Here is a 12,056-nt window from a genome sequence, read left to right as displayed (position 1 = left end):
CGTCGATCGCCCCTGTCGGTCGGTCCCCGGCCTTCCTAGCGTGGAGGCATGCGCCGATCCCAGTCGTCCTCCGAGCACGCCGAGGCGGTCTCACGCCGGCTGGCGACGCTGAGCGCCGAGCTCGCCGCAGTCCGCAGGGAGGGGGATGGCGAGGGCGGGACTACGTCCGGTGCCACCCACACCCGGGTCCGCGAGCGCCCCGACGTCGTGCCCGCTCCGGTGGTGCTGCCGGTGCCGGGACGACACGCGGCCCGCCGGCTGCGCATCGGCGGGCTGCAGCTCGGCCCGGCACACCTCGCGGTCGTGTGCTGCGTGGCCGCCCTTGCTGTCGGGCTCGCGGCGTGGTGGGCGGTGCGCGACCAGGCCGAGGTGGTGCCGGTCGCTCCGCCAGCCCCACCGGGCGCCTCGCCCTCACCGCTCACCCCGGTCGGCGCCGGGACCGGCTCCCCGGTCGAGGAAGGCACGGACGCTGCCGTCCCGGCCGAGGAGCTGGTCGTCGACGTCGCCGGCAAGGTGCGTCGCCCGGGCATCGCCGTGCTGCCTCCCGGCTCCCGCGTGGTCGACGCGATCGAGGCGGCGGGCGGCCCGCGGCGCGGGGTGGACCTGACGTCGCTCAACCTCGCGCGGCCGGTCGTCGACGGGGAGCAGATCCTCGTCGGCGTGGAGCCCGCCGGCGGCGTGGCGGGCACGCTCGGCTCGACGGTTCCCGGCGGCGGGCAGGTCGACGGGGCGGGCGGAGCCCTGGTCAACCTCAACACCGCCGACCAGGCAGCGCTCGACACGCTGCCGGGAGTCGGACCGGTGACCGCCGAAGCCATCCTCAGCTGGCGCGATGCCAACGGCGCCTTCACCTCCGTGGACGAGCTGCTGGAGGTCGACGGCATCGGCGAGGCGACGCTGGCCGACCTGGCGCCGCACGTCACCCTCTGACCGCGACTCGCCAGCGACCGACCGCGCCCCGTGCCCGACCTGCGCGCGATAGCCCTCGGAGCCGGGGCGTGGACCGGTGCGCTGCTGGTCCTGCTGCTCCCCGGTGCCGTGGCGCTGGGCGCCACCTGCGGTCTCGTCGTGCTCGTCGTCGCCGGCGTCCGGCGTCGGCGGTGGTCGGCGGGGTGGCTGGCGCCCCTCGCCGCCCTCGTGGCCGTCGCCGGTGTCGCGGCACTGCACCAGGTCCTGGTCACGACGTCACCCCTCGCCGGGCTCGCCGAGGAGCGCGCAGTGGCGACGGTGCGGCTCGAGGTGACGTCCGATGTGCGGGTCGTGATCGGTCGCTTCGGCGATCTCCAGGTCCTGCGCGCCGACGTGACCCGGCTCGAGGGGCGGGGGACCGTGTGGCGCCTGACCGCCCCGGTCGTGGTGATGGCCGACGCCGGCTGGCCGCGCCAGCAGCTGGGCACCACGCTCGAGACGACCGCCCGGCTGGCGCCGGGGGAGGACGACGTGGCCGCCCTGGTCCGGCCGACGGGTGCCCCGCGGGTGGTCTCGCCTCCCGACGTCTGGTGGGACGCGGCAGCGGCCGTACGCCGGGCGGTGCGGGAGGCCGTCTCCGGCCGCGACGAGGACGCGCGCGAGCTCGTGCCTGCGCTGGTGGTCGGGGACGACGGCGGGCTGGACGCCGGCCTCGCCGACGACTTCCGTACGACGGGACTGACCCACCTGCTGGCCGTGAGCGGCACCAACCTCACCCTCGTGGTCGGGTTCCTGCTGGTCCTCGCCAGGTGGGCCGGGGTGCGCGGACCGTGGCTCTACGCGATCGGCGTGGTCGGAATCGTCGGGTTCGTGCTGACCGCGCGCACCGAGCCCAGCGTCGTTCGCGCCGCCGCGATGGGGGCGGTGGCCCTCGTGGGCATGGGGCGCAACGGACGCTCGCGCGGCGTCCGGGGCCTCGGGGTCGCCGTCCTGGCCCTGCTGCTGTTCCGGCCCCAGCTGGCGGTGACGGCGGGCTTCGCGCTGTCGGTGCTCGCGACGGCCGGCATCCTGCTTCTCGCGCCGGTGTGGCGCGACGCCCTCATGCGGTGGACGCCGCGCTGGGTGGCCGAGGCGGTGTCGGTGCCGCTGGCCGCGCAGGTGGCCTGCACGCCGGTGGTCGCGGCGCTGTCCGGCCAGGTCAGCCTCGTCGCGGTCGGCGCCAACCTGCTGGCGGCGCCGGCCGTCGCGCCGGCGACGGTGCTCGGTCTCGCCGGTGGCCTCCTCGGGCTGCTGTGGGGGCCGGTCGGGGTCGTGGTGGCCGCCCCCGCCGCGTGGTCGGCGGGCTGGATCATCGCGGTGGCCCGCTGGGGTGCGTCGGTGCCGACAGCCGCGGTCGACTGGGGCACCGGGCCGATGTCGCTGGTCGTGCTCACCGCGCTCTGCCTTCTGTCGGTGCCGCTCGCCCCGCGCCTGCTCGGCCGGCCCGGTCCCGCGCTCGCCTGCACCGGTGTGCTCGTGGTGGTGATGCTGGTGCGCCCGCCGACGCCGGGGTGGCCGCCCGCGGGGTGGGTGATGGCGATGTGCGACGTGGGGCAGGGCGACGGGCTGGTCCTGCGCGCCGGGTCCCGGTCGGCGGTCGTCGTCGACGCGGGACCCGACCCCGCGGCGATGGACGCCTGCCTCGACCGGCTCGAGGTGACCCACGTGCCGCTGGTCGTGCTGACCCACTTCCACGCCGACCACGTCGGCGGGCTTGCGGGAGTCGTCGACGGCCGCGAGGTCGGCGTCCTCGAGGCGACCGGGCTGCTCGAGCCGGCCGGTGGTGTGCGCGACGTCGAGGCCGCGGCGGGGCGCGCGCCCGAGCCCGCCAGCCACGGGCTCACGCGCCGGGTGGGCGAGGTGACGCTCCAGGCGCTGTGGCCGCGCCCGGGCGCCGCGGCGGGCGACCCGGGGGAGAGCGCACCCAACAACGCCAGCGTGGTGCTGCTCGCCGAGGTCGCGGGAACACGGATCCTGCTGACCGGGGACGTCGAGCCCTCCGCACAGGCTGCCCTGGCGCGCGACGTCGCGGGGCTCCGCGTCGACGTGCTCAAGGTGCCGCACCACGGTAGCCGCCACCAGGACCTGGACTGGCTGGCGTCGCTCGGGTCACGGCTGGCGCTCGTCTCGGTCGGGGCCGACAACGACTACGGCCACCCCGCCCCCGACCTGCTGGCGGCGCTGTCCGCGGTGGGTGCGCAGGTGTGGCGCACGGACCTCTCCGGTGACGTGGTCGTGGTGGTCGCCGACGGCGAGGTCGGTGTCGCCACCGGTGGATAGGGTGAGGGCACCATGGCACGCACCCCCTCCGCCGCGCAGGTCCTCGGCCACGTCGTCCTCGTGACGGGCAAGGAGGAGTACCTCTCCGCCCGCACGGTCGCCTCCGTCCGCGACGCCGTCCGTGCCCACGACGCGGAGTCGGAGATGGCCGAGTCGATGGCCTCCGAGCTCACGCTGGCCTCGCTCGGCGAGATGTCCGCGCCCTCGTTGTTCTCCTCGATCCGGTGCGTGGTCGTGCGGGGGCTGGAGGACCTGCCGGACGAGTCCGTCGACGGGCTGCTCGCCTACTGCGCGGCCCCGGCGGACGACGTCGCGCTCGTGCTCGTGCACTCCGGCGGGCAGAAGGGCAGCGGTGTCCTGACCAAGCTGCGCAAGCTGCCCGCGGTGACGGAGGTGAAGTCGGAGGAGGTCAGGGCGAGCGAGATGCCGTCGTTCGTGACCTCCGAGGTCGCCTCGCACGGCGCCCGGATCGACTCCGACGCAGCCGCGTTCCTCGTCCAGGCAGTCGGCACGGACCTGCGCTCGCTGGCCGCCGCCGCAGACCAGCTCACCAACGACTTCCACGGTGAGCACCTCACCGTCGACAAGGTCCAGCGCTACTTCGGCGGCCGGGCGGAGGCCAAGTCCTTCACCGTCGCCGACGCCGCCTTCGCCGGCCGGCGGGCGGTCGCGCTGGAGGAGCTGCGCTGGGCACTCGACTCCGGCACCTCACCGGTGCTCGTCACCTCGGCCATGGCGGCCTCGGCCCGCAGCCTGGCCCGCTACCTCGGTGCCCCGCGCGGGGCCCGCGACGCCGACCTCGCGCGCGACCTCGGGGTGCCGCCGTGGAAGGTGCGCACCGTCCGCGACCAGTCCCGCTCGTGGAACCCCGAGGGCATCGCCGCCGCGGTCCGTGCGGTGGCGCTCGCCGACGCCGACATCAAGGGCCGGGCGCACGACGCGTCCTACACGCTCGAGCGCCTCGTGCTGACCGTCGCGGAGCTGCGCGAGGCTCGCTGAGCCCCCCGAAATGCAGAACACCCGCCACGAGGGCGGGTGCTCAGCGGGAGGGCCGGGGTCAGAGCGACGCGGCCTTCTTGGCGATCGACGACTTGCGGTTCGCAGCCTGGTTGGCGTGGATGACGCCCTTGGAGGCGGCCTTGTCCAGCGCCTTCATGGCGTCGCGACCGGCGGCCACGGCGCCGTCCTTGTCGCCGGCCTCGGAGAGCTCGCGGAACTTGCGCACAGCGGTCTTCAGGCGCGACTTGACGGCCTGGTTGCGCTGGCGCGCCTTCTCGTTCTGCTTGTTGCGCTTGATCTGGGACTTGATGTTCGCCACGTGTGGATCCTTGAGTGCTCGACCGGGACGGCTTGAACCGGAATGGGAAAGTCTGGTGCTTGTCGGCTGCCTGGCAACCCCTCCCATGGGCACGGGGAGGGTCGGGTGCCGGACACGCAGGGATGAACTCTACCGGCACGCCTCGCGCGCGCCCAAATCGCTCAGGCCGAGGTCAGGCCCGCGCGCCTGGCGACGGCCCCCAGCATGCGCCGCGACTCGCGCTGACGGAAATCGTTGAGCGTCGGCAGGTTCACGTCGACAGCGACCACGGAGCGTACGGCGAGGTGCGTGCCGAACCCCGCCAGGAAGGCGGTGACGACCTCGTCGCCGGCCTCCGACAGGGCGGGGGAGCGGCCGATCGAGATGTCGAACCACGGGTCCTCGACCCGCTCGAGCCGGGCGAGCAGGGGGTCCGCCCAGACCGGGCCCCGCGCGGCCATCCCCCAGTCGACGAAGACCACCTCGCCGCTCGGGCGCCGCAGCAGGTTGTCGACGCGGATGTCCCAGTGGGCGACGTGCGAGTCGGGCTGCTCGGCGAGGTCGCGCAGCCGTGCGGCCCACTCCGGGGCCAGGGCGTGCACCCACGCCGGCACCGGTGTCGTCGGGGGAGCCTGCGGCAGTGTGGCGAGGGTGTCGGCCCACAGGCGGAAGCGCTCCGAGAGCTCGACCAGGGCGACGGAGGCGGGCATGACCCGCTCCTGCAGCACTTCCGACAGCCGGTCCGCCCCGTCGAGGACCGCGTCGAGCTCCTCGGGCCGGGCGACGTCGGGGTGGCGTCCCTCGACGTCCTCGATCAGCAGCGCGACCCATTCGCCGTCGTCGTAGGCGGCCAGGAGGCGGGCCCACAGCTCGTGGCCGCCGAGGTGCGTCAGCACGGTGGCCTCCCTGCGGAACAGCGTCGGGGTGTCCGGGTTCAGCTCGGCACCGACCGCCTTGACGAACGCGCGGGTGCCGTCGGCGCAGGTCAGGCGGGTGGCGCAGCCCGGCGACATGCCGCCCGCCTGCTCCGCGGTGGCGACGACCGGGGAGCCGAGCTCGGCCTCCACCCACTCCCGGACGGCGACGGGCACCCGGGCGTACGGCAGGCGTACGCCCACGGCGCGCGGCGCGGTCACGACCAGCCCCGGCGCTCTGCGAGCCAGTCCCAGCACACCTCGCCCTGCCAGCGCTGGTGGTCGCGGATGTGCGGCGAGGTCGGGGGCACGGGCAGCACGGCCTGGGTGAAGAAGTAGCCGACGTAGAGGGCGAGGTTGATGTCGTACGCCTCGGGGTCGACGTCGCGCAGCAGCCGGCGCTCGGCGATCACGGCGTCGACGTCGAGGCCCTCGCCGCGCGGTCCGATCAGCGCGGCGAAGGAGTCGAACCAGGCGGCCCCGCGCACGGGCCAGTTCCAGTCGCAGACCAGCGCGCGCCCGTCGGGGTCGATGAGCACGTTGTCGGAGCGGATGTCGGTGTGGACCAGGGTGTCGCCCCCGACCACCTCGGCGTAGCGCCGGGCGAGTGCCTCGGCCTCCTCCAGGTGGGCCGGGGCGAGGTCCCTACGCCGCGCGCGCACGTCGGCCCACCCCTCCAGCAGGGGCGCGAAGTCGTCGACGGCGGAGTCGAGCGCGAGACCGTCCGGCGGCGGCGTGAGCGTGTCGGCCACCTCCTCCAGCGAGTCGAGGACGGCGTCGAGGTCCTCGCGCACCCAGGGCCGGTGCGGCGCGCGGGCCGCGACGTGCTCGATCCCGAGCACGACCCAGTCGTCGTCGAGGTGCCACAGCAGCCTCGGCGCGGGCACGGCGGACGGCAGGGCGGCGAGCTTGCGGGCCTCCTCGCGGTAGGAGTCGGCGAAGACCCGCTGCGCCTTGACCGAGGCGGCCTTCACGAAGTGGCGCGTGCCGTCCTCGCAGAGCAGCACCGACGCGAATCCCGGGGTGAAACCGCCGGTCTGGGAGGTGGCCGAGACGACGGGGGAGCCGCACTTGCGCTCGATCCAGGCGCGCAGGTTCGGCGGGAGGAACGCCCACTCCAGGCGCCGGGCGGTCCTGCCGTGCGGGGCGGGGTAGGGCGCGAGGGGAGTGTGGGACGAGCGGGTCATGGGCGGCATCCTTCCCCAGGTCTGCCCGGGAGACGACTCGTTTGCCGGTCTGCACCAGCTGCGGCGTCCCTTGACTCCTAATGGTGTTAGGAGAATTGTCGTGCCATGGGCACGGTGGCGGAGCGACGAGCGCGCACGACGGAGGCGATCGTCGACGCCGCCCGCGCCGTGATCGCCGAGGAGGGTGCGGCCGCCCTCACCCTCGGCGAGGTCGCGCGTCGCGTGGGCATGCGCCCGCCGTCGCTGTACGAGTACTTCGAGGGTCGTGCTGACCTGTGCGACGAGCTCTTCCGTCGCGGTTGGCAGGCCTTCGGCGCCAGCACGGCCCACCTCCTCCCCGACGAGCAGACCGACCTGCACGGGCTGCTTGCCGAGGCGATGGACGTCGCGGTGGGCTGGGCGCTCGACCACCCGGCGGAGGCGCAGCTGATGTTCTGGCGCCCGATCGCGAGGTGGCGTCCGTCCGCGTCCGCGTTCGAGCCCGCGGAGGCCGCGATGGCGCAGGCCGCCACGGCCTTCGCCCGGGCCCGGGAGCTCGGGCTCGTCGATGCGCGCCATGAGGTCGAGGAGCTGGTGCAGGTGTGGGCAGCACTCACCACCGGGGTGATCTCCCAGCAGCTGTCCAACGAGCCCGGCGTGCCCCTCGAGCGCGGCCGTGCCTCGCGCCACCGTGCGGCACTCGTACGGATGTTCACCGACCACTACTCGCCCCACCAGGATCCCCGGAGCCACCGATGACCATCACCACCGCACCCCGCGCCGCCGCCCTGCCCCAGCCCTCGCCCGACGAGGGCCGGGACCACGCCGCCGCGGAGTACGCCGCCCTGGTGGAGATGGTCGAGGCGTTCTCGGCCCAGCACTGGAGCCTGCCCACCGACTGCACGGACTGGCGGGTGCGCGACATGGTCGCGCACCTGGCCGGGGCGGCGGAGGAGGCGTGCCGCCTCCGCGTGCAGCTCCGGCACGCGGTCGGTGCGCTGCGGGGCCTACGCCGCGGGGACGGCGAGCTGGTCGACCTGCTGTGCGTGGCGCAGATCGCCGACCGTGCCGGCCTGTCGGACGCCGCCCTCGCCGCCGACCTCCGGCGGTGGGCGCTCGCCGCGCCGGACGCCCGCCGCCGCCAGCCCGGCGTGCTGCGGCGGGTGCCCCTGCCGTCCTTCGCCGGGCTGCCCGACGGGGCCCGCCTGGCCTACCTCCTCGACGTGGTCTACGTCCGCGACGTGTGGCTGCACCGGGTCGACCTCCACCGTGCGACCGGGCTCGACATGCCGGTGACGGACGCGGAGGCAGAGGTCGTCGCCCAGGTGGTCCGCGACCTCGACCTGGCCTGGTCGGGGCCGGCGCTAATGCTGGAGCTGACCGGTCGCGGCGGCGGACGCTGGAGCATCGGCGAGGGCGAGCCGGCCGCTGTGGTCACCGAGGACGCGGTGGCGTTCATGCGCCTGCTGTCGGGCCGCTCGGACGAGTGCGTGCTGGCGAGCGACGGTGACCCGGCCGTCGCCGACGGGCTCCGGGCCGCGCGCGTCGTCTTCTGATATCGGGTGGAGAGGAGGGGAGACCACCGGGGAGACTGCCGCCATGCCCGAGCTCGTCCTGCCGACCACCTCCGTCCGCGAGTCCTTCCTGGAGGCGATGGACGAGTTCGTCGCCGAGGGGGCGGACAACACCCAGACGGCGGCGTGGATCGAGCACCGGGCCCCGGCATGGAAGGACCCGACGGTGTTCGAGGAGTTCGTCGCAGCCGTGCGGGCGGACGCGCTGGACGACACGCCCCGGCCGGAGCGGCACGTGCCGTGCACGACCCTGTGGTGGGTGGAGGGCGAGGACTACCTCGGCCGGCTCGCGATCCGGCACCGGCTCAACGAGTTCCTCCTCGACGTCGGCGGCCACGTCGGCTACGACGTACGCCCGACGCGCCGCCGCGAGGGCCACGCCACGGCCATGCTGCGCGAGGCGCTGCCGTGGGCGCGCGACCTCGGCATCGACTCCGCGCTGGTCACCTGCGACGACGACAACGTCGGCTCGATCCGGGTCATCGAGTCCGCCGGCGGCGTGCTGGAGGACGTGCGCCGGGCGAAGCGGCGCTACTGGGTGCCGACGACGCCGTAGTCATCCCGGGGGCGGGACGACGGTCGTCCGGGTCCGGGTCGCGGCGCCGACGCCGACGACCGCGACCAGCAGCCCGACCAGCTGCAGCGCGGACAGCGTCTCGTCGAGCACCACCCAGGCGAGCACCGCGGTCACCGGCGGACTGAGGAAGAACAGGCTCGCCGCCGCCCCCGACCCGCCGCGCAGGACCAGCAGCGAGAGCAGGACGAGCCCGACGATCGAGTTGACGATCGCCAGGAAGAGCACGGCGACCAGCGCCTGGCGGGCGTCCGTGACGGGCCAGGCGCCCTCGGTTGCCCACCCCAGGAGGAGCAGCGGAGGAGCCGAGACGGCGAACTGCACGGCGGCCGACCAGAGCAGGTCCGGCTGCGCGCCGATCCACCGCTGGCCCAGGGTGCCGAGGCTGAGGGTGAGCATGCTCAGGCAGCCGATGAGGACCGCGGCCGGGCCGCCGGCGCGGCCCAGGTCGCCGCCGAGCACGAGGAGCACACCGACCACGCCGACGACGAAGCCGCCGACCTGGAGGCCCGAGACGCGCTCGCCGAGGATCGCGGCCGCCAGGAGGGCGGTCAGCACCGGGCTGAGCGCGTGGAACAGCGAGGCCAGGGTGGCCCCGAGGCCGAGGTCGAACGCGACGTACATCAGGCCGAACTGCACGGCGTTCATCACCAGGCCGACCGCGGCGACGCGGCCGAGGGTGGCGCGGTCCATCCGCGTGGGGCGGCGCAGCGCCAGCGAGATGCCGACGGCGAGCACGGCCGCGAGCACGAAGCGCCAGGCGAGCACGGTGAAGGGGGCGGCGGCCTGCACGGCGGCCGGCCCGGAGATGTAGCCGGAGGACCACACGAGGACGAAGGCGACCGCCGGGACGAGGGGCAGGTGTGCTGCTCGCGAGTGCCGGGTCACCCGCCTCACGCTAACGACCGTCGTCGGTTCGGCACGGCACGCACCGCGTGGAAGAATGACCCGACCCCGTCGTCGTACTCCCGAAAGCAGTCCGTGAGCCTCAAGAACGCGCCCCAGCCTGGCTCGACCGACCCGTCGATCATCCGCAACTTCTGCATCATCGCGCACATCGACCACGGGAAGTCGACCCTGGCCGACCGGATGCTGCAGCTCACCGGGGTCGTCGACGAGCGGGCCTCGCGCGCGCAGTACCTCGACCGGATGGACATCGAGCGCGAGCGCGGCATCACGATCAAGAGCCAAGCGGTGCGGATGCCGTGGACCGTCCCGGCCGGCAACGCCGAGGGCGCCGAGCCCGGCACCTACGTCCTCAACATGATCGACACCCCGGGTCACGTCGACTTCACCTACGAGGTCTCCCGCAGCCTCGAGGCCTGCGAGGCCGCGATCCTGCTCGTCGACGCCGCGCAGGGCATCGAGGCGCAGACGCTGGCCAACCTCTACCTCGCGATGGGCGCCGACCTCCACATCATCCCGGTGCTCAACAAGATCGACCTCCCCAGCGCCAACGTGGAGAAGTACGCCGCGGAGCTCGCCGGCCTCGTCGGCTGCGAGCCCGAGGAGGTGCTGCTCACGAGCGCCAAGACCGGCGTCGGGGTCGAGGCGCTGCTCAACGAGATCGTCAAGCAGACCCCGCCGCCGGTCGGCGACGCTGACGCCCCGGCCCGCGCGCTGATCTTCGACTCCGTCTACGACACCTACCGCGGCGTGGTCACCTACGTCCGGGTCGTCGACGGCAAGCTCAGCCACCGCGACCGGATCAAGATGATGTCGACCAACGCCGTGCACGAGATGCTCGAAGTCGGCGTGATCAGCCCCGAGCCGGTGAAGTCGCGTGAGATCGGCGTCGGTGAGGTCGGCTACCTCATCACCGGAGTGAAGGACGTGCGCCAGTCGCGCGTCGGCGACACCGTCACCTCCCAGCACCACGGGGCCACCGAGTCGCTCGGCGGCTACAAGCACCCCAACCCGATGGTCTACGCCGGTCTCTACCCGATCGACGGCGACGACTACCCGACGCTGCGCGACGCGCTGGAGAAGCTCCAGCTCAACGACGCCGCGCTGACCTACGAGCCCGAGACCTCCGGCGCGCTCGGGTTCGGCTTCCGATGCGGCTTCCTCGGACTGCTTCACATGGAGATCACCCGCGACCGGCTCGAGCGCGAGTTCAACCTCGACCTGATCTCGACCGCCCCCAACGTGGTCTACCAGGTCGTCATGGACGACGGCACCGAGCACGAGGTGACCAACCCCAGCGAGTACCCCGACGGCAAGGTCGCCGAGGTGCGCGAGCCGGTGGTCAGGGCGACGATCCTCGCCCCGTCCGACTACATCGGCACGATCATGGAGCTCTGCCAGCTCAAGCGCGGCAGCCTGCAGGGGATGGACTACCTCTCCGAGGACCGCGTCGAGATGCGCTACACGCTGCCGATGGGCGAGATCGTCTTCGACTTCTTCGACCAGCTCAAGTCGCGCACCAAGGGCTACGCCTCGCTCGACTACGAGCGCTCCGGCGAGCAGGCCGCCGACCTGGTCAAGGTCGACATCCTGCTGCAGGGCGAGCCGGTCGACGCGTTCAGCGCGATCGTGCACCGCGAGGCCGCCTACTCCTACGGCGTGATGATGGCCGGCAAGCTCAAGGACCTCATCCCGCGCCAGCAGTTCGAGGTGCCGATCCAGGCCGCCATCGGCGCCCGGGTGATCGCCCGCGAGACGATCCGCGCGATCCGCAAGGACGTGCTCGCCAAGTGCTACGGCGGCGACATCAGCCGCAAGCGCAAGCTGCTGGAGAAGCAGAAGGCCGGCAAGAAGCGGATGAAGAACATCGGCTCCGTCGAGGTGCCGCCCGAGGCCTTCGTCGCCGCGCTGTCGACCACGCAGCCGGCGGAGAAGTCCGGCAAGAAGTAGTCCCGTGGGTGACCGCGAGCTGGCTCGCGCCGACGACGGGCGCTGGCGCCTCGACCTGCTCGAGGTCGAGGCGGGGCGGGTGCTGGCCCCGACGCCCGGTCAGGAGCGCCTGCTGACGGTGGTCGGCGGCCCGGTCCTCCAGGTGGAGTCCGGCGGCTCGACCCACGTCCTGGAGCCGTCGCGGCCGTTCCCGCTCGCGGGCGGGATCGAGGTGACGGCGACCCCCCTGGACGGGGACGTACGGGTGCTGGTCGTCACCGCCGACGCGGATCGGACGGCCCCGGTGGTCACCGTCCTCGAGCTCGGCCGGGGCTCCACGCTGCCGCTCGCAGTGGACCAGCGGGCGTACGTCGTCACGGGCGCGGGACAGGGAGAACTGGTCACCGGGCCGGGCGAGGTCGTCGGTCGGTGCACGGTCGCCGTGGTCACGCTCGAGCGCCGCTGACC

General features: G+C 73.9%; 12 protein-coding genes. 8 read left to right on the top strand and 4 right to left on the bottom strand.

Features of this window, described 5'->3' with window-relative positions; translation table 11 throughout:
• Positions 1 to 48: 48 nt before the first annotated feature.
• From IE200_RS10705 to holA, 3 genes are read left to right on the top strand one after another with little or no spacing between them, the layout of a single operon-like run.
• Positions 49 to 930: a ComEA family DNA-binding protein gene (locus IE200_RS10705; RefSeq protein WP_191279472.1), complete on the top strand. Its 882-nt coding sequence runs from the start codon at positions 49 to 51 to the stop codon at positions 928 to 930.
• A 30-nt stretch (positions 931 to 960) separates the two neighbouring features.
• A complete protein-coding gene (locus IE200_RS10700; RefSeq protein ID WP_191279471.1) occupies positions 961 to 3,228 on the top strand; it encodes a ComEC/Rec2 family competence protein in 2,268 nt (755 codons plus the stop codon).
• Between the two features lie 12 nt (positions 3,229 to 3,240).
• On the top strand, positions 3,241 to 4,227 hold the full coding sequence (gene holA, locus IE200_RS10695; protein ID WP_191279470.1) for a DNA polymerase III subunit delta: 987 nt from the start codon (positions 3,241 to 3,243) through the stop codon (positions 4,225 to 4,227).
• Positions 4,228 to 4,285: 58 nt separating this feature from the next.
• On the opposite strand, the gene rpsT is transcribed toward holA, so the two are convergent.
• From rpsT to IE200_RS10680, 3 genes are all read right to left on the bottom strand, one after another.
• Positions 4,286 to 4,546, bottom strand: a complete 261-nt coding sequence (rpsT, locus tag IE200_RS10690) for a 30S ribosomal protein S20 (protein ID WP_191279469.1) — start codon at positions 4,544 to 4,546, stop codon at positions 4,286 to 4,288.
• A gap of 161 nt (positions 4,547 to 4,707) precedes the next feature.
• Complete coding sequence (locus tag IE200_RS10685; RefSeq protein ID WP_191279468.1) at positions 4,708 to 5,661, bottom strand: phosphotransferase; 954 nt, start codon at positions 5,659 to 5,661, stop codon at positions 4,708 to 4,710.
• Entirely contained in the window at positions 5,658 to 6,626 is a 969-nt protein-coding gene (locus tag IE200_RS10680; RefSeq protein ID WP_191279467.1) for a phosphotransferase family protein, read from the bottom strand. The genes IE200_RS10685 and IE200_RS10680 overlap by 4 nt, the downstream gene beginning before the upstream one ends.
• A gap of 105 nt (positions 6,627 to 6,731) precedes the next feature.
• Between IE200_RS10680 and IE200_RS10675 the strand changes: the two genes are divergently transcribed.
• From IE200_RS10675 to IE200_RS10665, 3 genes are read left to right on the top strand one after another with little or no spacing between them, the layout of a single operon-like run.
• On the top strand, positions 6,732 to 7,364 hold the full coding sequence (locus IE200_RS10675) for a TetR/AcrR family transcriptional regulator (RefSeq protein WP_191279466.1): 633 nt from the start codon (positions 6,732 to 6,734) through the stop codon (positions 7,362 to 7,364).
• Positions 7,361 to 8,161, top strand: a complete 801-nt coding sequence (locus IE200_RS10670) for a maleylpyruvate isomerase family mycothiol-dependent enzyme (protein WP_191279465.1) — start codon at positions 7,361 to 7,363, stop codon at positions 8,159 to 8,161. The genes IE200_RS10675 and IE200_RS10670 overlap by 4 nt, the downstream gene beginning before the upstream one ends.
• Positions 8,162 to 8,204: 43 nt before the next feature.
• Entirely contained in the window at positions 8,205 to 8,735 is a 531-nt protein-coding gene (locus IE200_RS10665) for a GNAT family N-acetyltransferase (RefSeq protein ID WP_191279464.1), read from the top strand.
• On the opposite strand, the gene IE200_RS10660 is transcribed toward IE200_RS10665, so the two are convergent.
• On the bottom strand, positions 8,736 to 9,641 hold the full coding sequence (locus IE200_RS10660; protein WP_191279463.1) for a DMT family transporter: 906 nt from the start codon (positions 9,639 to 9,641) through the stop codon (positions 8,736 to 8,738).
• A gap of 93 nt (positions 9,642 to 9,734) precedes the next feature.
• On the opposite strand from IE200_RS10660, the gene lepA reads away from it, so the two are divergent.
• The gene (gene lepA, locus IE200_RS10655; RefSeq protein ID WP_191279462.1) at positions 9,735 to 11,609 is read left to right on the top strand and encodes a translation elongation factor 4; all 1,875 of its coding nucleotides are present in this window, start codon (positions 9,735 to 9,737) and stop codon (positions 11,607 to 11,609) included.
• A gap of 4 nt (positions 11,610 to 11,613) precedes the next feature.
• Positions 11,614 to 12,054: a HutD family protein gene (locus tag IE200_RS10650; protein WP_191279461.1), complete on the top strand. Its 441-nt coding sequence runs from the start codon at positions 11,614 to 11,616 to the stop codon at positions 12,052 to 12,054.
• The last annotated feature ends 2 nt before the right edge of the window (positions 12,055 to 12,056 follow it).

It is taken from the genome of Nocardioides flavus (ex Wang et al. 2016) (genome assembly GCF_014653115.1).
Lineage (GTDB): Bacteria > Actinomycetota > Actinomycetes > Propionibacteriales > Nocardioidaceae > Nocardioides > Nocardioides flavus.
Note: the sequence above shows the minus strand (reverse complement) of the source record. Positions and strands in the feature narration are given on the sequence as shown.